Consider the following 20641-nt stretch of genomic DNA (forward strand, 5'->3'; position numbering starts at 1 on the left):
AAGCCACTTACGTAAGAAAGCGAGCGCTACGACAGCCATGGCTGAGGCTCAGAACATCCCGGTGGGCTCCACGACCGCCGGAACGATCGCGGTGGCCGCCGAGTCGACCGTCGCCACGCGCATGAGCGCGCCCCCCTCCTACGACGTCGAGGCCTTCCCGGTCCCGCACGGCCGCGAGGAGGAGTGGCGGTTCACGCCGCTGGAGCGGCTGCGCGGGCTGCACGACGGCACCGCCACCGCCACCGGCACCGGCGTCAAGGTCGACGTGGAGGCGCCGGCCGGCGTCTCCGTCGCGGCCGTCGGCCGGGACGACGCGCGGATCGGCAAGGCCGGCAAGCCCGTCGACCGCGTCGCCGCACAGGCGTACTCGTCGTTCGAGCAGGCGTCCGTCGTCTCCGTGCCCAAGGAGACGGTGCTCACCGAGCCGATCCGGATCCGGGTGCACGGCGAGGGCGGCGTGGCCTACGGGCACCAGGTCATCGAGCTGGGCGCGTTCGCCGAGGCCGTGGTCATCCTCGACCACACCGGTGACGCGGTGCTCGCCGCCAACGTCGACTACCTGCTCGGGGACGGTGCCAAGCTGACCGTCGTCTCCGTCCAGGACTGGGACGACAAGGCCGTCCACGTGGCGCAGCACAACGCGCTGGTGGGCCGCGACGCCTCGTTCAAGTCCGTCGTCGTCACCTTCGGCGGTGACGTCGTCCGGCTGAACCCGCGCGTCACGTACGCCGCCACCGGCGGCGAGGCCGAGCTGTTCGGCCTGTACTTCACCGACGCGGGCCAGCACCAGGAGCACCGCCTCCTGGTCGACCACAACATGCCGCACTGCAAGTCGAACGTCGTCTACAAGGGCGCGCTCCAGGGCGACGGCGCGCACGCCGTGTGGATCGGTGACGTCCTCATCGAGGCCGCCGCCGAAGGCACGGACACGTACGAGATGAACCGGAACCTGGTTCTGACCGACGGTGCCCGTGTCGACTCGGTGCCGAACCTGGAGATCGAGACCGGCGAGATCGTCGGCGCCGGTCACGCCTCCGCCACCGGCCGCTTCGACGACGAGCAGCTCTTCTACCTGATGGCCCGCGGCATCCCCGCCGACGAGGCGCGCCGCCTCGTCGTGCGCGGCTTCTTCGCCGAGCTGGTCCAGCAGATCGGTGTCCCGGACATCGAGGAGCGCCTGCTCGCCAAGATCGCGACCGAGCTGGAGGCGTCGGTCTGATGACTGACCCTGCAACGTTCGTGCGCGCCTGCGGGCTGAGCGAGCTGGAGGAGGACACCCCCAAGCGGGTGGAACTCGACGGCACGCCGGTCTCGGTCGTCCGTACCGAGGGCGAGGTGTTCGCGATCAACGACATCTGCAGCCACGCGAACGTGTCGCTCTCCGAGGGCGAGGTGGAGGACTGTCAGATCGAGTGCTGGCTGCACGGCTCCGCCTTCGACCTCCGCACCGGCAAGCCGTCCGGCCTTCCCGCGACGCGTCCGGTCCCCGTATACCCCGTACACATCGAAGGGGGCAGCGTCTTCGTCGACGTACGCGCCCCCCTCACCCAGGAGTCCTGAGGCAACCCATGGCAACGCTTGAAATCCGAGACCTGCACGTCACCGTCGAGGCCGACAACGCCACGAAGGAGATCCTCAAGGGTGTCGACCTCACCGTGAAGCAGGGCGAGACGCACGCCATCATGGGCCCGAACGGCTCCGGCAAGTCGACCCTCGCCTACTCCATCGCGGGTCACCCCAAGTACACGATCACGCAGGGCACCGTCACCCTCGACGGCGAGGACGTCCTCGAGATGTCCGTCGACGAGCGCGCCCGCGCCGGCATGTTCCTGGCCATGCAGTACCCGGTCGAGGTCCCCGGCGTCTCGGTGTCCAACTTCCTCCGCTCCTCGGCCACCGCGATCCGCGGCGAGGCGCCCAAGCTGCGTACCTGGGTGAAGGAGGTCAAGTCCGCGATGGAGACGCTCCAGATGGACCCGGCCTTCGCCGAGCGCAACGTGAACGAGGGCTTCTCCGGCGGTGAGAAGAAGCGCCACGAGATCCTCCAGATGGAGCTCCTCAAGCCGAAGATCGCGATCCTCGACGAGACCGACTCCGGTCTCGACGTCGACGCCCTCCGCCAGGTCTCGGACGGTGTCAACCGCGTCCGTGAGACCGGTGAGGTCGGCACCCTGCTGATCACGCACTACACGCGCATCCTGCGCTACATCAAGCCGGACTTCGTGCACGTCTTCTCGGCGGGCAGGATCGTCGAGTCCGGCGGCCCCGAGCTGGCCGACACCCTCGAGGCCGAGGGCTACGAGAAGTACACGAAGGGTGGCGTATCCGCGTGACAGTGGCCCACCAGGGGCTTACCGGCCTCCTCGACACCGAGGCGATCCGCAAGGACTTCCCGATCCTGGATCGCACGATCCACGACGGCAAGAAGCTCGTGTACCTGGACAACGCGGCGACCTCGCAGACGCCGCGCCAGGTGCTCGACGTGCTCAACGAGTACTACGAGCAGCACAACGCCAACGTCCACCGTGGCGTGCACGTCCTCGCCGAGGAGGCCACGGCGCTCTACGAGGGCGCGCGCGACAAGGTCGCCGCGTTCATCAACGCGCCGAGCCGCGACGAGGTCATCTTCACGAAGAACGCCTCGGAGTCGCTCAACCTGGTCGCCAACATGCTGGGCTGGGCCGACGAGCCGTACAAGGTCGATCACGAGACCGAGATCGTCATCACGGAGATGGAGCACCACTCCAACATCGTTCCGTGGCAGCTGCTCTCGCAGCGCACCGGCGCGAAGCTGAAGTGGTTCGGCCTGACCGACGACGGCCGCCTCGACCTGAGCAACATCAACGAGGTCATCACCGAGAAGACGAAGATCGTCTCGTTCGTCCTCGTGTCGAACATCCTCGGTACCCACAACCCGGTCGAGGCCATCGTGCGCCGCGCCCAGGAGGTGGGCGCGCTCGTCCTCATCGACGCCTCGCAGGCCGCGCCGCACATGCCGCTCGACGTGCAGGCGCTGCAGGCCGACTTCGTGGCCTTCACCGGCCACAAGATGTGCGGCCCGACGGGCATCGGCGTGCTGTGGGGACGCCAGGAGCTCCTGGAGGACCTGCCGCCGTTCCTCGGCGGCGGCGAGATGATCGAGACCGTGTCGATGCACTCGTCGACGTACGCTCCGGCGCCGCACAAGTTCGAGGCGGGTACGCCGCCGATCTCGCAGGCCATCGGCCTCGGGGCGGCGATCGACTACCTGAGCGCCATCGGCATGGAGAACGTCCTGCGGCACGAGCAGGCGCTCACCGAATATGCCGTGAAGCGGTTCCACGAAGTCCCGGACCTCAAGATCATCGGCCCGACCACGGCCGAGGACCGAGGCGCCGCGATCTCCTTCACACTCGGCGACATCCACCCCCACGACGTGGGCCAGGTGCTCGACGAAGAGGGCATCGCGGTCCGGGTCGGACACCACTGCGCTCGGCCGGTCTGCCTGCGGTACGGAATTCCTGCGACCACGCGAGCGTCGTTCTATCTGTACTCCACGCCCGGCGAGATCGACGCTCTGGTCGACGGCCTGGAGCACGTACGGAACTTCTTCGGGTAGCGGGCAGGACGGGTCACTGATGAAGCTGGATTCCATGTACCAGGAAGTCATCCTGGACCACTACAAGCACCCCCACGGGCGGGGCTTGCGGGACGGCGACGCCGAAGTGCATCACGTCAATCCGACGTGCGGCGACGAGATCACGCTGCGTGTGAAGTACGCCTTCGGCGACGACACCGCGACCATTGAGGACATCAGCTACGAGGGCCAGGGCTGTTCCATCAGCCAGGCTTCGGCCTCCGTGCTGAACGACCTGCTCGTCGGCAAGGAGCTGTCGGACGCGCAGAAGGTCCAGGAGACCTTCCTGGAGCTGATGCAGTCCAGGGGACAGATCGAGCCGGACGACTCGATGGAGGAGCTTCTGGAGGACGCCGTCGCGTTCGCCGGAGTCTCCAAGTACCCGGCCCGAGTGAAATGCGCCCTCCTGAGCTGGATGGCGTGGAAGGACGCGACGGCTCAAGCCTTCGCGGAGGAGGCGAAGACCGCATGAGTGACAGCACAGCAGTGGAGATGAAGCCGGCCTCCGAGGAGGAGGTCCGCGAGGCGCTGTACGACGTCGTCGACCCCGAGCTGGGCATCGACGTCGTGAACCTGGGCCTGATCTACGGCATCCACGTCGACGACGCGAACATCGCGACGATCGACATGACGCTGACGTCGGCGGCGTGCCCGCTGACCGACGTCATCGAGGACCAGGCCAAGTCCGCCACCGACGGCATCGTCAACGAGCTGCGGATCAACTGGGTCTGGATGCCGCCGTGGGGCCCGGACAAGATCACGGACGACGGGCGCGAGCAGCTGCGGGCGCTCGGCTTCAACGTCTGAGCGGAACGTCTGAGCAGTAAGCCTGGGTACGCACGTCTCAGGTGTGGTGAAGGGTCCCGGTTTCCGCCGGGGCCCTTCGTCGTGCCCGACGGTGTTCGGTTCGCGTACATGCGCCCGACACCCGGCGTTGGTGCGGCGAGCGGAACGTTCCGGTCGACACCACGTCGTCGAAGGGGACCCAGTGCCGCTCCACATACCGCGTTCGCGTCGCGCGGCCGTCACCGCCGCTGCCGGTGGTCTGCTGACCCTGGCCGCTTTGGGCAGCAACTTCCCGGCGGGCGCGGCCGGTTCGGCCACCCCGACGATCAAGCTCTCGGCCGCCTACCTCAGCGGGGCCGTCGGCGCGACCGGCGACCCGACGGTGACCGTGAGCGTCGCGCAGAGCGGAGCCGACGCCTCGGCGCTCACCGTGACGGCTTCGGCCAGCAGCAAGACGTCGGTGGCCCAGGCCGGGGACGTGACCGTCAGCGGCACCGGCGCGACCCGCACCGTCTCCGTCGCCGCGCGCGGCCGGGGCTACACCGACCTGACGCTGAAGGTGGCGGGCAGCGGCGGAGCCTCGGCGACCACCACGCTGCACTTCGCCGCGTCGGCCGCCGTGCAGGACTCCGCCGGCGCGCGGTACTTCACCGGCTCCAGCGACGCGTCCGCCGCCGTGGACGTGGGCGGCGGCTATGTCGTCGTCGCCGACGACGAGTCCAACGTGCTGCGCCTGTACAACGGTTCGGTGTCCGGGGCGCCGGTGAAGACCTGGGACATGTCCTCCAAGGTCGACGCCGACAAGGAGATCGACATCGAGGGCGCCACGCGTGTCGGCAACCTCATCTACTGGACCGGCTCGCTCGGCAACAACAAGGACGGCGAGTACAAGGCGGACCGCAACACGGTCTTCACCACGACGGTCGGTGGCTCCGGCGCCTCCACCACGCTGACGTACGCGCACGCCTACAAGAAGCTGCGCGACAAGCTCGTCGACTGGGACGAGGGCAACGGGGACCGGTACGGATTCGCCGCCGGGACCGAGGACGGCCAGGCCCCCAAGCAGATCGACGGGTTCAACGTGGAAGGGCTGGAGTTCGCGCCCGGCTCCACGACCACCGCGTACCTCGGTTTCCGGGCCCCGCTCGTGCCGCCGAAGGACGGCGGCAAGGGGCTGATCGTGCCCGTCACCAACTTCGACAAGGTGCTGGCGAGCGGCTCGGCCCCGGTGTTCGGAACGCCCATCGAGCTCGATCTGGGCGGTCTCGCCGTACGTGACATCCGTAAGAACGCCGCGAACCAGTACCTGATCCTGGCCGGCAGCTGGGCCGCCGACGACAACTCCGACCCGTACGCGCTCTACCAGTGGGACGGCGTCGCCGGGCACGCCCCGGTCAAGCGCCTCGACCTGCCGGCCAGCGACCCGGGCGGCTGGGAGTCGGTCGTCTCCGTGCCCGATCTGGCCACGTCCGGCGGCCGGGTGCAGCTGATCACCGATGACGGCTCCGCCGACCTGTACGGCGACGGCACCGAGGCCAAGGACCTCGACCACGACGAGTGGAAGAAGTCGCGCGCGGCCCTGTTCACGGTGGGCTGACGCGGCACCGGTCGGCGGGCGGCTCTGTGTACAGGCGTACGCAACGATATGTACACTCGTACGCATGGGATATGTCCTGCTGGCCGGCGCCATCGCCGCGGAGGTGGCCGCCACCACGGCCATGAAGTACAGCGAGGGGTTCAGCAGGCTCTGGCCCTCGCTGGTCACCGTCACCGGTTACGTGATCGCGTTCGCGCTGCTCGCGCAGACCCTGAAGACCGTGCAGATCGGTACCGCGTACGCGATCTGGGCCGGTGCCGGCACGGCCGTCATCGCCGCGATCGGCATGCTCTTCCTCGGCGAGGGGCTCAGCTTCACGAAGGTCGCCGGAATCGTTTTCGTCATCGGCGGCGTCGTGCTGCTGAACCTGGGCGGGGCGCACTGATGCCGCGGCGCTACGACCCCGAGCGGCGCCAGCGGATCATCGACGCGGCGATCCGAGTGGTGGGCGAGAAGGGAATCGCCGGACTCAGCCACCGCAGCGTCGCCGCCGAGGCGGATGTGCCGCTGGGCTCGACGACGTACCACTTCAAGACGCTCGACGAGCTGATGGTGGCCGCGCTGCGGCAGGCCAACGAGGGGTTCGCCAAGGTCGTCGCGGCGCGCGGCGCCTTCCAGGACCCGGCCGTCGACCTCGCGGGCGAACTGGCAGGACTGCTCGGCGAGTGGCTGGCCGGCGACCGGGTCGGCGTGGAGCTGGAGTACGAGCTGTACCTCGCCGCGCTGCGCCGCCCCGCGCTGCGCGCCGTCGCCGACGAATGGTGCCAGGAACTCGCCGGCCCCCTCGCCGAACGCACCGACCCGGTCACCGCCTGCGCGCTGGTCGCGCTGATGGACGGCATCTGTCTGCAGGTGCTGCTCACCGGCGGGGAGTACGACGCCGGGTACGCGCGGGAGATGCTGGCGCGGCTGATTCCGTAGAAGGGTCCTATGGCACAGGCCCGCCACCTGAGACGGGGCCGCGGCTGGTTGGCCTCGGTGACCCCGGGCCGGTTAGGTTGCCCACATGACCGATACGACTGCTACTCGTTCCACCGGCGCCGTCGCCGCAGGCCTTGCCACTGTCACTGCCGACGGCACTGTTCTCGACACCTGGTTCCCCGCGCCCGCCCTTGAGGGCGAGCCCGGCCCGGCCGGCACGGAGAAGCTCTCCGCGGACCGGGCCGTGGAACTGCTCGGCGAAGGCGCCGCCAAGGCCATCGGCCCGGATGCCCGCCGCGGCGTGGAGATCATCGCCGTACGTACGGTCATCGCCTCCCTCGACGACAAGCCGCTGGACGCGCACGACGCGTACCTGCGGCTGCACCTGCTCAGCCACCGCCTGGTCCAGCCGCACGGCCAGAACCTGGACGGCCTGTTCGGCCTGCTCGCCAACGTGGCCTGGACCTCGCTCGGCCCGGTCGCCGTCGACGACGTCGAGACGGTGCGGCTGAACGCCCGCGCCGAGGGCCTGCACCTCCAGGTCACCTCCATCGACAAGTTCCCGCGCCTGACGGACTACGTCGCCCCCAAGGGCGTGCGCATCGCCGACGCCGACCGCGTCCGGCTCGGCGCGCACCTCGCCGCGGGCACCACGGTCATGCACGAGGGATTCGTGAACTTCAACGCGGGCACGCTCGGCACCTCCATGGTCGAGGGCCGCATCTCCGCCGGTGTCGTGGTCGGCGACGGCTCGGACATCGGCGGCGGCGCCTCCACCATGGGCACGCTGTCCGGCGGCGGCAACGTCCGCATCGTCATCGGCGAGCGCTGCCTCGTCGGCGCCGAGGCGGGTGTCGGCATCGCGCTCGGCGACGAATGCGTGGTCGAGGCCGGTCTGTACGTCACCGCGGGCACCCGCGTCACCATGCCCGACGGGCAGATCGTCAAGGCCCGCGAGCTGTCCGGCGCCTCGAACATCCTCTTCCGCCGCAACTCGGTGACCGGCACCGTCGAGGCCCGCCCGAACAACGCGGTGTGGGGCGGCCTCAACGAGGTGCTGCACAGCCACAACTAGGGCTGCCGCACGTCAGCAGGCGAGAGCGGTCCGCGCCGGGGTGACCCGGGGCGGACCGCTTTCTCGTGGGCAAGAAGATTTTTCTCGCCGGGGTGGCATAGCGGGGGCACGTCGTGCGCGTCATCAAAGGCAGAGGGTGCATGACAACGACGGGGAAGTGAAGGTGGCGATGGATGCGGTACGTGGTGCACGCGGCGAGAGCGCGGACGGTTTCCGGGAGTTCGTGGCGAACCGGTCGTCGGCGCTGCTGAAGACGGCCGTACTGCTCTGCGGCGGTGACCGGCACGCCGGTGAGGATCTGCTGCAGAACGCGTTGATCAAGGTCGCGGGGCGGTGGAACCGCGTCGAGGACCCGGAGGCGTACGTGCGCCAGGTCCTCTACCGGCAACAGGTCAGCCGGTGGCGGCTGAAGTGGCCGCGCCGCGAGGTGAGTTACGGGGAGGTGCCCGACGCCGCCGCGGGTGACGGGGGGACCTCGTCCGCGGAACTGCGCGTCGTGCTGTTCGCGGCGCTCGCCCGGCTGACGGCGCGCCAGCGCACCGTGCTGGTGCTGCGCTACTTCGAGGACCTGCCCGAGGCCGACGTGGCCCGCCTGCTCGGCTGCTCCGTCGGCACCGTGCGCTCCACCACCCACCGCTCCCTGGCCCGGCTGCGAGGGCTCGCGCCCGAACTGGCCGCGCTCGGCCCTGCCGACGGCGAGCAGCCGCCGTCCCGTGACTACGCGCCTGTGGAGGTGCGCCCGTGAACGTCGACGAACTGCTCAAGGAGGCACTGCGCGAACAAGCGGCCGAGGTCGGGCCCGCGCCCGTCGACCTCGCCGACCGGGTCTCCGTGACCCGGCGCAGGCGGCGGACCCGCGCCGCCGTGTCCGCAGTGGTGGCCGTCACCGCGGTGGTCGCCACAGCCGTGGTGGTGCCGCGCATCGGCGGTGGCGAGGACGTCAGGCCCATGGATGTGATCGGCCCCGTCGACGTCGTCGCGCACCCGGACCAGTCGCCGCCGAGGGACGCGATCGCGGCCGGGCGGACGGCGCTCGCCTCGTTCGCCTCGTACAAAAGCGTGTATTTCGAGAACGGCGACGGACGGCTGACCCGTATTTACGGCGTGCTCGACCCGACGACGAAGACGTACCGCAAGACGACCAAGTGGTCCGTGCTGACAGTCGCCCCGGGCCTGCGCACCGCCGCCGTGCTCGAACAGAAACTGCCCGCCCGGCGGGTCGGGCTGCTCGATCTCGCCACGAACAAGGTGGAGCGCTGGATCCCGGTGGCACAGGGGGTCGCCGGGGTCGAGTACTCCGCCGACGGCAGCAAGCTCGTCGCGACGACGTACAAGAGGGACCCCGACCACCTTTACAAGGACGTCGAGGTCGACGTCGCCACGACCGACGGCAAGGGCGGCAAGACCCTGCCGGGCCCCGGCCACCCCTCACGCACCGGCTACTCCGTCATCGACGTGGCCAGCGGAAAGGGGAAGTGGGTCGCCAAACCGCAGAAGGGCGACCAGTGGGACCACAACGCGCGTGAGGACTTCGCGTTCAGCCCCGTCGGCAATTACGTGTTCGAAACGAGCATGATGGGCGACATCGGTTCCCTCTACTACGACTTCGACGGCCGTAAGGTACCCGCGCCCCGCGGCACGGAGCACGTGTCGCCGTACGTCGCGGCAGGGCTTTCGCCCGACGGTAAGCACGTAGGAGGGGATTTCGCGGGCAAGGGGAAGAAGATCGCCGTCGCGGTGAACGATGCGAGGACCGGGAAGCTCGCGGAGAAACTGCCCGCCCAGCAGGTGATCGCCTGGGCAGACAGCAAGCGGATCATCGCCTGGGGGTGTGACCCCGAGAAGTGTGGCGGCGCGGGGGAGTTCCACAACCAGTTGCTGCTGATCACGCTGGGCTCGCACAAGGTCGTCCCGCTCAGCGACTTCAGGAAGGCGTCGGCCGACTACCCGGGCCGCTGGGAACCTCAGTTCCAGACGCGCTGACCAGCTCGTCGTAAGCCCGGAGCAGCCCGTCGGTCACCTCGTGGCCGGCGGGCTTCAGGGGTGCCCGGACCGTTCCGCCGCCCGGCAGGCCGAGTGCGGCCAGGAGGGCCTTCACGGTGACGGTTCCGGGCAGCCCCGCGCTCATCGCCAACTCCGTGAGGGCGATGGTGCGTTGCTGGCGGCGGGCCGCCCCGGCGGTGTCACCGGCGTCGTACGCGTCGACGATCGCCCGGAAGGCGCCGGGCACGACGTTCGCCACGGTCGACACATAGCCCGCGCCGCCCAGCGCGTACAGCGCGAGCACGTACTCGTCGCAGCCCGTGTAGTACGCCAGGTCGGACGCGGCCATGACCTTCTGGGTGCCGAGCAGGTCGTACGCGCAGTCCTTCACGGCGACGATCCGGGGGTGCTCCGCGAGCCGCAGCAGTGTGTCCGGCTCGATGCGGGTGCCGGTGCGGGCGGGGATGTCGTACAGCATCACGGGCAGGTCCGTCGCGTCCGCCAGCTCGCGGAAGTGCGCTTCCACGGCGTCCTGCGGCGGGCGGCTGTAGTACGGAGGCGCCGCCAACAGGCCGTCGGCGCCCGCCCGTTGTGCCTGCCGGGCGAGGTCGAGCGTGTGGCGGGTGTCGGCCGTGCCCACGCCGGTGAGGACGGCCGCCCGCCCGTCGGCCGCCTCGCGCACCGCGCGCACGAGGTCCGCCTTCTCGGCGTCCGTCGTCGTGGGGGACTCACCGGTCGTGCCGGACAGTACGAGCCCCTCGCACCCTTCGGTGACCAGCCGGTCGGCCAGCTTCTGCGCCGCCGCCAGGTCGAGGGAGCCGGCGTCGGTGAAGGGCGTGACCATGGCGCACAGGGCGCGGCCGAAGTTCGTATCGCTCATGAGAGCAGTGTCGGCCGCCCCATCGTGAAGCTCCACTTAAATCTGCTACGAGGTGGCGCGGAGCAGTGCTGAAGGATGGAGGGGGCGAGCGGTGCCTGCTCGTCGCCGAACGGCGCGACGGTACGGGTGCCAAAAGGTCCGGGATGCGCCACCATGAGAGGCCGGTGAGAAGTCAAAGTGCCGCGCGGACAACGGAGTTGTGCGCCGGATCGAAGGCCAGGTGGCGCGGCTCGGCACAGCGAGGGGCGGGGGCCCGGACATGAGTGAGAGCAGCGGCAAGGAATTCGAGATATCGCGCCTGTTCGAGGTCGGCGCGGGCCCCGACCAGGCCTGGGACGCCGTGACGAGCGGCACCGGCGGCTGGCTGTGGCCCATGAAGTACGAGCCGAAGCAGGGCGGCGCGGGGCCGTACAACACCGTGCTCACCGTCTGGGACCCGCCGCGCCGGCTCGGTGTCCGGTCCAAGGATCCGGCCGCGCTGCCCCCGTTCCAGACGCTCAACCAGCTCGACTACACGATCGAGCCCCGCAACGGCGGCAGCCGCGCCCTGATCCGCTACGTCCACAGCGGCGTCTTCACCGACAACTGGGACGAGCTCTACGAGGGCGTCGCCAAGCACACCGACTTCTACCTGCACACCCTGCGCCAGTACGTGGCGCACTTCGTGGGCCGCCCGGTCGCCTTCACCACGGTGAACGGCCCCGCCAAGTCCGTGACCCGCGAGGCGCTCACCACCGTCGGCCGCGCCCTCGGCCTGCCCGACAACGCCACCGAGGGCGCCCGGGTACGCGCCCAGGGCCCGTACGGGGAGACCCTGGACGTCGTACTCGACTACCGCAACGCGTACTTCATCGGCCTGCGCACCGACGACACCTTCTACCGGATCTTCGGCCGCGGGCCCTGGGGCGCCCCCCTCGGCATCAGCATCCACGACTTCGCCCCGGACGCCGACGCCGCGCGGAACCAGACCGCCTGGAGCGACTGGCTGGCCACGGTCTTCACCTGAGCCTCCGGCTCCGGGGACGCGGCAGTGACCCTACGGACGCAGGCGCAGCACCTGCGGGTCGTGGTCGCTGATCTGGTCGTGGAACTCGCTGTTGATGTGCACGCTGTCGTACCGGAACGCGTCCTTCTTCCGGATCGACGGGCTGATCAGGATCTGGTCGAGAACCTGGCTGTTGCCCTGGTAGTCGTAGGTGTAACGCTCGCTCTTCGGCAGGGACTTGATCGCCGACCAGAGCGCTCCACCGTCCTCCAGGCGCTGGGCCGTACCGGAGAACTCGAAGTCGTTGATGTCGCCGAGCGTGATGACGTCGGCGTTCCTCTGGACCTTGAGGATGTCCTTCACGAAGGAGTTCACCGAGGTCGCCTGCGCGTGGCGCTGCGTCTCCGAGCTGCGCACGGGCGGCTGGTACTGCGCGGTCAGGGGCTGGTCGCCGCCCTTCGACGCGAAGTGGTTGGCGATGACGAAGACGCTCTTCCCGCGGAAGGTGAACTCGCCCGCGAGCGGCTTGCGGCTGTTCTTCCAGGCCTCGTTCGCCGGGTCGATACGGCCGGGGGACGCGGTCAGCGCGGCCTTGCCGTGGCTGCGGGTCACGCCCACGGCCGTCGTGGAGTCACCGCCCGCGCGGTCCGTGAACGCCACCCGCTCGGGGTTGAACAGGAACGCCTGGCGGATGTTGCCGCCGGGCTCGCCGCCGTCCTGGTCGTTGACCGGGTCTATGGAGCGCCAGTCGTAGCGGGGGCCGCCCGCCGCGACGATCGCGTCGATCAGTCTGGTCAGCGTCACGTCGGCGGCGACCGTGCCGTCGTCCTTTGCGCCGTTGTTGTCCTGGATCTCCTCCAGGGACACGATGTCGGGCGACTTCAGGTTGTCGACGATTGCCGCCGCGTGCTCCTCGAACGTGGCGTCGGTCGGGTCGAGGTTCTCCACGTTGTACGTGGCCACGGCCAGCTCGCCCGACTTCTGCGCGCGGGTCGTCTCGCGGCTGAGCCCGGACTGCTTCAGCGTGCCCAACTCCCGTGCCACCAGCGTGTATCCGCCGTACTGGTTGAAGTCGAGCGGGCCCTCGGTGCGGCCGGACAGGACGTCGCCGACATCGGCGACGGGGAAGTCGGCGACCGCGCCGAGCGACTGGATCTGCAGGCGTCCGGTGTTCTGCGAGGTGTACGAGCCGTACCGGGTGCCGCCCCGCTCGGTCGTGTTCTCCCGCGGCTTCACGGTGACCCACAGCTCCGCGTACGCGTCGCTCGCGGTGACGACCCGGGAGGAGCCGACCCGTACGTTCTGGCCCTCCAGGGACTCGTAATAGTCGAGGGCGTACTTCTTCGGGCGCAGCGTCAGGCCGTTGATCGAGCCGCTCGCCGCCGGGTCGCCCGCGGGCGTGTAAGCGGCGGGGACCGACTTGGCGCTGATGGTCGTGACCGGTACCCGGTTGCCGGACGAGACCACGGCCACCGTCGGCTTGGTGATCTCGGTCAGCGACTGGTTGCCGGTCGAGGCGCCGCCGGGCACGTACTCGGAGACCGTGCCCGAGACCGTCACCGCGTCGCCGACCTTCACCGTCGGTGCGGAGCTCGTGAAGACGAAGACACCCTCACTGGTGGCGGGGTCGTCGTCGGGCGTCGTGTTCTGGAACCAGAAGCCGCGGGACGAGCCGTACGTTCTGACCCCGGTCACCACCCCGGCCACGCCCGTGACCTGCTGACCGGCGAGCGGGGAGGTGCGGGTGGCGCCCTGGATGTCGTGGATGGCGACCGCGGCCGCCGCGTGCGCGGGGGCCGTCACGACCAGGGCGTACGTGGCACAGCAGGCCGTCGTGACGGCGAGTGCGGCGAGGCGGGAGCGGGAGAACGCAATGGACACAGGGTGCGCGGAGTTGCTCGGCAAGGGGATCCCTCCGGGGACGTGCGGGTGGCGAGCGCCGGGACGAGGGGTGGCTTCATACGCTTTCTACGCGCGTAAATCTCTTGCCTGCGCAGGGGAGTTGTCAAGGTTTCGCGGATGTCTTCGGGGCGACCGAAACCTGACGGGTACATGAACCGGGCAGCAAAGGGTCAAATCCGTCTAGGCTGAGCGGTCGCACCGTATGCCCTGAGGAGAATCAGCCGATGTCAGACAGCTCCCCCCTGCCGCCGGTCCGGCTTCCCGCCGAAGCGGAGCTGGCGCGGGACGCCCTTGCCACCCCCCTGCTGTCCCGCGCGGTGCGCCTCGCCCGCTGGGCCGGACCCGACACCCGGGTCGGCGCGGGCGGCGAACTCGTCGAGGAGCAGCTGCCCGCCGCCGCGGCCGAGCTGGGCCTGACCGGCGACGAGGACGGCGCCGCCCACGCGAGCGAGGCCTGGCGCATCGCGGTCGACACGGGCCTGGTGGAGATCGTGGACGGGAACGAGGACGGCGAGGACGGCGAGGACGGCGAGGAGTACGGCACCGTCGCCGTGGGCGAGGAACTCGCCGCCCTCACCTCCGGCGGCCCCGCGGACGTGCTCGGCCTGTGGCTCGGCGCGCTCGACACGGTGCTGGCCGACGCCAGCGTCCCCGACCTCGAGGACCTCGTGGACGCTATGGAGGAGGGCGGCGAGATCGACTTCTCGCAGCTCGACTGGGACCCGGAGGCGGAGGCCGAGTTCCTGGAGGGCGTGCTCGGCAATCTGTACCTGCTGACCGTCACCGAGGGCGGCGCGGGCGACGGCCCGATCCCGCTGCCCGCGCTCGCCGCGTCGATGATCGTGCCCGACGACATGAGGGAGCCCACTGACGACGTCCTGGAGCAGGTGTCGGACGCGATGATGCGGCTCGACGACCAGTTCAGGCTGCTCGACCCGGTCGGCCTCGTGGAGTTCCAGCCGGTCGACGAGGCGCTCATGGCCGCCGCCGACGAGTCGGTCGCGGAGCCCGTGGAGCCCGTGGACGAGTCCGACGTCTCCCGGTACGGCATGGTGCGGCTCACCCCGCTCGGCCTGTACGGGATCCGGGCCCGGATGCTGGAGGCGGGGCTCGACGCGCCCGCTGTCGGCGACCTCGTCGACATGGGTGCGGACACGCTGCTCGGAGCCACGTCCGCGTTCTCGCAGGCGGCCGCGCAGGCCGAGATCGAGCAGTGGCTCGCCCGACGTGAACCGCTGGGCGCCGCACGGGAGTTGCTCGCCGCCGCGCGCGGCGCGGACGAGGGTGCGCCGCTGCGCAGGCTCCGCTGTCAGCAGGCCCTGTCGCTGGTCGGGAGGGAGGCCGAACCGGCGCTGCGCGAGGTCCTCGACGACGCCGAACTCGGCGGCCTCGCCCGGGTCTGGCTCGCCGAGCACGGTGCGACGGACGTGCCCGCGCCCTCGGAGGACCTGGTCTTCTGGCTGACCGTCGACACGATCGCCGCGCAGCTCTCCCTGGAGGGCAATTCGGACGAGTTGCAGGCGCTGGTCGAGGGGCTCGCCGCGCAGCACAGCGGCTTCTTCTCGGCGGCGTGGCGGGTGGAGCACCCCGCCACGGCCGACGTGCTGGAGGCGATGGGCCGCCTGCACCCGGACAAGAAGGTGGCCAAGGAAGCGCGTAAGGCGGCCTTCAAGGCCCGTTCGGCGCAGGGCTGACACCCGTATCTGCGCGACGGTGCCGAACTCCCGCTCGCCGAGCGGGAGTTCGGAACCGTCTCATAGGCGGGTCAGCACAGATAGCGCGTCGTGTGCTGGAACGAGGACGTCGCCCCGTCGAAGCCGTACGTGCCCCGGTACGACGGCGGGTTGTGGTACTCGCCGACCAGGGTGAGCGTGTCGGCGCAGGAACCCTGGCCCGACCGCTTCGCGTCGATGCGGATCGTGTCGCCGATGAATCCGCCCGTGATGTCCCACGGGGCGCCGCAGATACCGGACGTGATCCGGCCGCCGGTCACCACGTAGGGGTGCGTGTTCGGGTTGATCCTCGCCGTGATGGCGAAGGTGATCGAGCCGTTGCTGAGCTCCAACTTGCAGTCGACCGAGACGGCCTCGGCGGACAGGTCCTGTTGCGCGGCGAACGCCTCGTCGCGCGTCTTGACCTCCGCCCCCTGCGGATTGTGGAAGCGGTGCTCGCCGCGGGACTGGCCCTTCTGCTTGCGTGCCTGAGTCGTCATGGACCGGCCTCCCTTCGAAGGTTCGGGTGTCAGGCGAGCTGCTCGGCGAGCTCGACGCGCAGCAACGTGCGTACGTTCTCGACATGGTTGGCGACGGTGACCTGCGACGAACCGGCGAACAGCAGGCCGACCACCACCTGGTCGAGCGAGGTCACGAGGGACCCGGAGTCGCCGCCCGCCGATATGTTCGTGGTGAGGATCTGGTCCCTGAACCGGGCTGTACCGGCCGTGCCGTAGTCGACGTCGATCGTCGTGTCGACGGCCATGATCCGGCCGAAGGAGATGTTCGTCGTACGGCCCGTCTTCTTCACGAGGTCGCCGACCGCGACATTCGTCTTACGACGCCAGGCGCGCGGCGCACCGCTGAAGTGCTGCTCGCGGGTGGCGTCCTGGAACTGGACCTCGCCGAGCGCGCAGTCGACCACGTTGTTCTGCTGGTCCAGCGGCGTCTGCGGGGCGAACTGGATGGTGATGAACCGCGACAGCGTCGCGATGCGGTCCGCGGGATCCGTGCCTCCGTCGAACGTGCCGGGCTGCACGATCGCACTGCCCGGCCGCGCCCGGTTGGAGTCGGCGAGGACGTGGTTGTTGGACAGGATGTAGAACTTCGCCGGGGTGCCGAGCCCGGGGCCCGGCGGGTCCACCGTCGCGCCCGGCAGGAAGTCGTAGACCACGCTGCCCAGGGTGCCCGCGGTGACGGCGACGTTGCCGACCGAGAAGCCCGAGGGGCACGGCCGCAGCCGGCGGACGAGGAGCTGCGGCTCGAACGTCGCGAGCCCGCCGAGCTCATCGAGGCGCGGCTGTCCGAAGCCGGCGAACCGCTGGGAGACGCCGCCGTCGGGCACATAGGTGACGCCTTCATCGGCGCGGGCGCCGGACGGCCTGGACTGCCTGCGCTGGGCGGAGATCTGGCCGACGGCCACGACGTCGGTCGGGGTGCCGTCATCCATCTGACGAGGAATCACATCCCGTTCGGGCAGCAGTGATTCGGGCACTTTCTGGGTCACAAGGACGAGGACGGCCGGCTCGCCCGTGGGCTCTCCGCCGATCCACTTCACGCCGTGGCCGAAGCCGACCACGTTCGCCAGCGGCGCCTCGCGCCGCAGGAAGTCACTGGTCGCCTGCCGGCGGGAGCTGTCGCTGAGCTGACCGCCGGCGGGTCCTCGCATCAATTCGGGTCGGCTCACGCCGGACCACCTCTTCCCCTGACAGTGGCCGGCTTCGTCGGCCGGCTCTCATGGAGATCGCGTGCCTGGCGTGCGTCGTCCACTCGGCTCGCCACCCCTGGGCGGTGATGCGGTGATGCAGGTACGGCCTTGTCTATTGCCGCGCGACAGGGCGGTCAAGGCGTTTCGCGTGGAATGGCACTGCCGGGCGCTGTCAGGTGCGCAGGTAGGAGGCGCCGTTGAGGTCGAGGACGGTTCCCGAGGCCCACTGCGCCCCGGGCGACGCCAGCCACAGCACGGCCCCGGCGATCTCGTCCGCCGAGGCCACCCGGCCGAACGGGCTCTGCGCGCGCACCTCGTCGGTGAGCCGGTGCGCCACCCGCTCGGTCTCGATGAACCCGGGCGCCACCGAGGCCACGCCGATCCCGTGCGGTGCGAGCGCGACGGCGAGGGACTGCCCGAGCGCGTGCACGGCCGCCTTCGTCGCCCCGTACGCGGGGTGGTCGGGCTCGCCCTTGAAGGCGCCGCGCGAGCCGACGTTGACGATCCGGCCACCCGTGCCCTGCTCGATCATGCGATGCGCGGCCAGATGACTCAGGTTCGCCGTACCGAGCAGATTGACCGCCACGTGCCGCTGCCACAGCTCCGACCAGTCCTCGTACGAGGTGGTCGCGGGCGGGTGCGGCAGATTCACGGCCGCGTTGTTCACGAGGACGTCGATGCCGCCGAGGCCCTCGGCGGCCCGCTCGGCGACGGCTGCCGCGCCCGCCGCGTCGGAGACGTCGCCGCCGACGAGGACGTGCCCGTCGCCCTCGAGCGAACCGAGCGTGGCCCGCGCCTCCTCCTCCCGCGACCCGAAGTGCACGGCGACCCGGTCCCCGTTGGCCGCGAAGGCGCGGGCCAGCGCCCGCCCGAGCCCCCGGGAGGCGCCGGTCACCAGAACCCGGCGGCCGGACTGCGGAAGGTTCACGGAAGTCATGGAAGCGGGCCCCTCGACGTCGGACGGTGTTCAACCGCCGTTTATACGCGAGCGAGAACGTGTGGCCGAAACAGGGTCCGCGCCCCCTCCCCACCCGGCCCCGCCTCCGTCCACCGTCAGCAGGAGACAGCCACCATGTCAGTCACTCGCAGGGACTTCACCAGACGCTCCGCGGCCACCGGAGCGGGCATCGCCCTGGCCGGATCCGTCGGCGCCCTCGCCACCGCGCCGGGCGCGCTCGCCGCCACCGACACCGACGTCACGGACGTCGCCGAGGACAGGCACGGCCACCACGGCGGCCACCACGGCGCCGGCTACGGTCCGCTGAAGTCCGACCCCAAGGGCCTCCTCGCGCTGCCCGCCGGATTCTCGTACAAGGTCATCACCTACAGCGGGAAGACCAAGCTGGAGTCCGGCGAGTTCACGCCGTCCAACCACGACGGCACCTCCACCTTCGACGGCCCGCGCGGCACCACCCTCCTCGTCAACAACCACGAGCTGGCGGGCGCCCGCGCCGACTGGCCGCACCCCGTGCCGCTCACCGAGGGCCTCGTCTACGACCCCATGGCGGCCGGCGGCTGCACGGTCGTCGAGGTGCGCCGCGGCGGCGAGGTCGCCGAATGGGTCGGCATCGCCGGCACCGCCACCAACTGCGCGGGTGGCAGCACCCCGTGGGACACCTGGCTGACCTGCGAGGAGACCGAGGACAAGGCCGGCAAGAACGGCTTCACCAAGGACCACGGCTACGTCTTCGAGGTCGACCCCGCCGACCGTCGCGCCAACCGCTCCCCGAAGCCGATCAAGGCGTTCGGCCGGTACGCGCACGAGGCGGTCGTCATCGACCCCAAGCGCGGCCACGCGTACCTCACCGAGGACGCCTCGGGCCCCAACGGACTGCTCTACCGCTGGGTCCCGCCGCACGGCTTCCACCACGGCCGCGGCAAGCTGCGCACCCTCGCCGACGACGCGGGTGTGCTCCAGGCCTTCAAGTGCTTCGACTCCGGCGGCCGGTTCGTCGACGACCTGTCCCGCGCCACGAAGACCGGCACGGTGTACGGCGTGGACTGGGTGGACGTCCCCGACCGCGACGCCAAGGCGGTCTCCACGCGCAAACAGTTCAAGGACGGCGAAGTCACCCGCGCCCGCAAGCTGGAGGGCATGTGGTGGGCCGACGGCGGCGCCTACGTCGTCGCCTCGTTCGCCCGCGACGAGAGCCCCGTCGCGCACGACGGACAGGTCTGGTTCTACGACCCCAAGCGCCGCACGCTGACCCTGAAGGTGCTGCTCGGCGTCAACCCGGACCCCTCGGTGGACGGCGCCTTCGACGGCCCGGACAACATCACCGTCTCCCCGTACGGCGGTCTGGTCATCGCCGAGGACGGCGAGGGCATCCAGCACCTGTTCGGCGCGACCGAGCGCGGCAACACCTACCCGATCGCGCGCAACGAACTCAACATCGGCACCGCCGACGAGCCCTCGTACAGCGAGTTCACCGGCGTCACCTTCTCGCCGGACGGGCGCACCCTGTACGCCAACATCCAGACGCCCGGCATCATGCTGGCGATCACCGGACCCTGGAAGCGCCAGCGCTGACCACCGTCGTACCGGGGGCTGTCACGGCCCCCAGTACGACGTGCGCGGCGTGCCCGCGCGCGCCGCGTCGGCCTCCTCCTGCGCCTCCGTGATCCGCTGCCGCACCGACTCCTCATGCGTGTCGATCAGTGCTCCCGCGTCCGGCCCCAACCACCACGGCTGTTCGGCGGCGCGGGCGCCGGACCAGGCCAGGACCTCGGGGACGGTCGGGCGCGCGGCGGGCTCCTTCGCGAGACAGCGGGCCAGGAAACCGGTCCACTCCGCGTTCGGCAGCCCGACCAGGTCGGGCTGCTCGTGCAGTGTGTGGTGCACGATCTTCGGCGCGGTGCCCGCGCCGTGCGGATTGCGGCCCGTCGCCGCGAGCACGAGCAGGGCGCCGAGCGCGAACACGTCGCAGGGGGCGGCGGGCTCGGTGGCGTACGTGATCTGCTCGGGCGCCAGGAAACCGGGGGAGCCGATCACGTCCCCGTCGGCCGGGGCGGGCCTGCCGAAGTCGAGGACGTGCGGGCCCTCCCTGGTGATGAGGACGTTCGCGGGCTTCAGGCCGCGGTGCACGAGCCCCGCCGCGTGGATGGCGGTGAGCGCCAGAGCCAGGGCCGCGCCGAGCGCCGCGAGATCTTCGGACGCGAGCGGACCGAGGCCCGCCACCGCCTCCGAGACCGACGGCCCCGCGCAGTACTCGGCAGCCAGCCACGGCGGCTCCGCGTCCGGATCGGCGCCGAGCACCGCCGCCGTGAACGGGCCGCGCACGGTGCGCGCCGCCCGCGCCTCGTGCCGCAGCCGCTCCCGGAGCACGGGCTCATCGGCGACCTGAGGGTCCAGCGTCTTCACCACGACGAGCGGCCCCGAGCCCGCGCGCGCCAGATACGCCCGGCCCGCGCCGCTCTCACTGAGCAGCGCGACCGCCCGGTACTCCCCGAACTCGAACCGGTCCATCGAACTCCTC

21 protein-coding genes are annotated in these 20641 nt (G+C 70.5%); 15 read left to right on the forward strand and 6 right to left on the reverse strand.

The window, feature by feature from the left end:
• Positions 1–37: 37 nt before the first annotated feature.
• The 12 genes from sufD (at position 38) to ACIREE_RS17035 (ending at position 9978) form a co-directional block, all read left to right on the forward strand.
• Positions 38–1219, forward strand: coding sequence for a Fe-S cluster assembly protein SufD (gene sufD / locus ACIREE_RS16980; RefSeq protein WP_404151969.1), 1182 nt, complete (start codon positions 38–40; stop codon positions 1217–1219).
• Entirely contained in the window at positions 1219–1560 is a 342-nt protein-coding gene (locus tag ACIREE_RS16985; protein ID WP_404151972.1) for a bifunctional 3-phenylpropionate/cinnamic acid dioxygenase ferredoxin subunit, read from the forward strand. Before sufD ends, ACIREE_RS16985 begins: the two co-directional genes overlap by 1 nt.
• A gap of 8 nt (positions 1561–1568) precedes the next feature.
• Positions 1569–2333, forward strand: coding sequence for a Fe-S cluster assembly ATPase SufC (gene sufC, locus ACIREE_RS16990; RefSeq protein WP_363194106.1), 765 nt, complete (start codon positions 1569–1571; stop codon positions 2331–2333).
• Entirely contained in the window at positions 2330–3598 is a 1269-nt protein-coding gene (locus tag ACIREE_RS16995; protein WP_404151976.1) for a cysteine desulfurase, read from the forward strand. The genes sufC and ACIREE_RS16995 overlap by 4 nt, the downstream gene beginning before the upstream one ends.
• A 19-nt stretch (positions 3599–3617) precedes the next feature.
• Positions 3618–4088, forward strand: a complete 471-nt coding sequence (gene sufU / locus ACIREE_RS17000) for a Fe-S cluster assembly sulfur transfer protein SufU (RefSeq protein ID WP_404151979.1) — start codon at positions 3618–3620, stop codon at positions 4086–4088.
• Positions 4085–4423 carry a metal-sulfur cluster assembly factor gene (locus ACIREE_RS17005; RefSeq protein WP_266720908.1) on the forward strand — a complete coding sequence of 113 codons (339 nt, stop codon included), beginning with the start codon at positions 4085–4087 and terminating at the stop codon, positions 4421–4423. Before sufU ends, ACIREE_RS17005 begins: the two co-directional genes overlap by 4 nt.
• Before the next feature lie 181 nt (positions 4424–4604).
• Positions 4605–5999, forward strand: a complete 1395-nt coding sequence (locus tag ACIREE_RS17010) for a hypothetical protein (protein ID WP_404151983.1) — start codon at positions 4605–4607, stop codon at positions 5997–5999.
• A 64-nt stretch (positions 6000–6063) separates the two neighbouring features.
• Positions 6064–6384, forward strand: a complete 321-nt coding sequence (locus ACIREE_RS17015) for a DMT family transporter (RefSeq protein ID WP_404151986.1) — start codon at positions 6064–6066, stop codon at positions 6382–6384.
• Positions 6384–6920 carry a TetR/AcrR family transcriptional regulator gene (locus ACIREE_RS17020; protein ID WP_404151989.1) on the forward strand — a complete coding sequence of 179 codons (537 nt, stop codon included), beginning with the start codon at positions 6384–6386 and terminating at the stop codon, positions 6918–6920. Before ACIREE_RS17015 ends, ACIREE_RS17020 begins: the two co-directional genes overlap by 1 nt.
• 85 nt (positions 6921–7005) lie before the next feature.
• On the forward strand, positions 7006–7995 hold the full coding sequence (dapD, locus tag ACIREE_RS17025) for a 2,3,4,5-tetrahydropyridine-2,6-dicarboxylate N-succinyltransferase (protein ID WP_404151992.1): 990 nt from the start codon (positions 7006–7008) through the stop codon (positions 7993–7995).
• Between the two features lie 169 nt (positions 7996–8164).
• The gene (locus ACIREE_RS17030; protein ID WP_404151994.1) at positions 8165–8740 is read left to right on the forward strand and encodes a SigE family RNA polymerase sigma factor; all 576 of its coding nucleotides are present in this window, start codon (positions 8165–8167) and stop codon (positions 8738–8740) included.
• Positions 8737–9978 carry a WD40 repeat domain-containing protein gene (locus tag ACIREE_RS17035; RefSeq protein ID WP_404151996.1) on the forward strand — a complete coding sequence of 414 codons (1242 nt, stop codon included), beginning with the start codon at positions 8737–8739 and terminating at the stop codon, positions 9976–9978. Before ACIREE_RS17030 ends, ACIREE_RS17035 begins: the two co-directional genes overlap by 4 nt.
• On the opposite strand, the gene dapA is transcribed toward ACIREE_RS17035, so the two are convergent.
• Positions 9920–10858, reverse strand: a complete 939-nt coding sequence (gene dapA / locus ACIREE_RS17040; protein WP_404151999.1) for a 4-hydroxy-tetrahydrodipicolinate synthase — start codon at positions 10856–10858, stop codon at positions 9920–9922. The two genes, ACIREE_RS17035 and dapA, sit on opposite strands and share 59 nt — an antisense overlap.
• A gap of 259 nt (positions 10859–11117) precedes the next feature.
• Between dapA and ACIREE_RS17045 the strand changes: the two genes are divergently transcribed.
• Entirely contained in the window at positions 11118–11864 is a 747-nt protein-coding gene (locus ACIREE_RS17045; protein WP_404152002.1) for an SRPBCC domain-containing protein, read from the forward strand.
• Positions 11865–11894: 30 nt separating this feature from the next.
• On the opposite strand, the gene ACIREE_RS17050 is transcribed toward ACIREE_RS17045, so the two are convergent.
• A complete protein-coding gene (locus tag ACIREE_RS17050) occupies positions 11895–13748 on the reverse strand; it encodes an endonuclease/exonuclease/phosphatase family protein (protein WP_404152004.1) in 1854 nt (617 codons plus the stop codon).
• 221 nt (positions 13749–13969) lie between these two features.
• Between ACIREE_RS17050 and ACIREE_RS17055 the strand changes: the two genes are divergently transcribed.
• On the forward strand, positions 13970–15439 hold the full coding sequence (locus ACIREE_RS17055) for a hypothetical protein (RefSeq protein WP_404152007.1): 1470 nt from the start codon (positions 13970–13972) through the stop codon (positions 15437–15439).
• Positions 15440–15510: 71 nt separating this feature from the next.
• On the opposite strand, the gene ACIREE_RS17060 is transcribed toward ACIREE_RS17055, so the two are convergent.
• The 3 genes from ACIREE_RS17060 to ACIREE_RS17070 all read right to left on the reverse strand — a co-directional run bounded on the left by ACIREE_RS17060 (position 15511) and on the right by ACIREE_RS17070 (position 18102).
• The gene (locus ACIREE_RS17060; protein WP_404152010.1) at positions 15511–15957 is read right to left on the reverse strand and encodes a hypothetical protein; all 447 of its coding nucleotides are present in this window, start codon (positions 15955–15957) and stop codon (positions 15511–15513) included.
• 29 nt (positions 15958–15986) lie between these two features.
• Positions 15987–17144 carry a hypothetical protein gene (locus ACIREE_RS17065; RefSeq protein WP_404152013.1) on the reverse strand — a complete coding sequence of 386 codons (1158 nt, stop codon included), beginning with the start codon at positions 17142–17144 and terminating at the stop codon, positions 15987–15989.
• A gap of 193 nt (positions 17145–17337) precedes the next feature.
• Positions 17338–18102, reverse strand: a complete 765-nt coding sequence (locus ACIREE_RS17070; protein WP_404152016.1) for an SDR family NAD(P)-dependent oxidoreductase — start codon at positions 18100–18102, stop codon at positions 17338–17340.
• Positions 18103–18237: 135 nt separating this feature from the next.
• On the opposite strand from ACIREE_RS17070, the gene ACIREE_RS17075 reads away from it, so the two are divergent.
• Complete coding sequence (locus ACIREE_RS17075; protein ID WP_404152019.1) at positions 18238–19695, forward strand: alkaline phosphatase PhoX; 1458 nt, start codon at positions 18238–18240, stop codon at positions 19693–19695.
• Between the two features lie 21 nt (positions 19696–19716).
• On the opposite strand, the gene ACIREE_RS17080 is transcribed toward ACIREE_RS17075, so the two are convergent.
• Complete coding sequence (locus tag ACIREE_RS17080; RefSeq protein WP_404152022.1) at positions 19717–20631, reverse strand: protein kinase; 915 nt, start codon at positions 20629–20631, stop codon at positions 19717–19719.
• Positions 20632–20641: the final 10 nt, after the last annotated feature.

The sequence above is a fragment of the Streptomyces sp. NPDC102467 genome, from assembly GCF_044765445.1.
Lineage (GTDB): Bacteria > Actinomycetota > Actinomycetes > Streptomycetales > Streptomycetaceae > Streptomyces.

Coding starts and splice junctions, on each gene's coding strand:
- ACIREE_RS17055 (WP_404152007.1), top strand. CDS start 13,970: ATGTCAGACAGCTCCCCCCTGCCGCCGGTCCGGCTTCCCGCCGAAGCG.
- dapD (WP_404151992.1), top strand. CDS start 7,006: ATGACCGATACGACTGCTACTCGTTCCACCGGCGCCGTCGCCGCAGGC.
- sufC (WP_363194106.1), top strand. CDS start 1,569: ATGGCAACGCTTGAAATCCGAGACCTGCACGTCACCGTCGAGGCCGAC.
- sufD (WP_404151969.1), top strand. CDS start 38: ATGGCTGAGGCTCAGAACATCCCGGTGGGCTCCACGACCGCCGGAACG.
- ACIREE_RS17070 (WP_404152016.1), bottom strand. CDS start 18,102: ATGACTTCCGTGAACCTTCCGCAGTCCGGCCGCCGGGTTCTGGTGACC.
- ACIREE_RS17005 (WP_266720908.1), top strand. CDS start 4,085: ATGAGTGACAGCACAGCAGTGGAGATGAAGCCGGCCTCCGAGGAGGAG.
- ACIREE_RS16985 (WP_404151972.1), top strand. CDS start 1,219: ATGACTGACCCTGCAACGTTCGTGCGCGCCTGCGGGCTGAGCGAGCTG.
- sufU (WP_404151979.1), top strand. CDS start 3,618: ATGAAGCTGGATTCCATGTACCAGGAAGTCATCCTGGACCACTACAAG.
- ACIREE_RS17020 (WP_404151989.1), top strand. CDS start 6,384: ATGCCGCGGCGCTACGACCCCGAGCGGCGCCAGCGGATCATCGACGCG.
- ACIREE_RS17060 (WP_404152010.1), bottom strand. CDS start 15,957: ATGACGACTCAGGCACGCAAGCAGAAGGGCCAGTCCCGCGGCGAGCAC.
- ACIREE_RS17045 (WP_404152002.1), top strand. CDS start 11,118: ATGAGTGAGAGCAGCGGCAAGGAATTCGAGATATCGCGCCTGTTCGAG.
- ACIREE_RS17080 (WP_404152022.1), bottom strand. CDS start 20,631: ATGGACCGGTTCGAGTTCGGGGAGTACCGGGCGGTCGCGCTGCTCAGT.
- ACIREE_RS17030 (WP_404151994.1), top strand. CDS start 8,165: ATGGATGCGGTACGTGGTGCACGCGGCGAGAGCGCGGACGGTTTCCGG.
- ACIREE_RS17075 (WP_404152019.1), top strand. CDS start 18,238: ATGTCAGTCACTCGCAGGGACTTCACCAGACGCTCCGCGGCCACCGGA.
- ACIREE_RS17015 (WP_404151986.1), top strand. CDS start 6,064: ATGGGATATGTCCTGCTGGCCGGCGCCATCGCCGCGGAGGTGGCCGCC.
- dapA (WP_404151999.1), bottom strand. CDS start 10,858: ATGAGCGATACGAACTTCGGCCGCGCCCTGTGCGCCATGGTCACGCCC.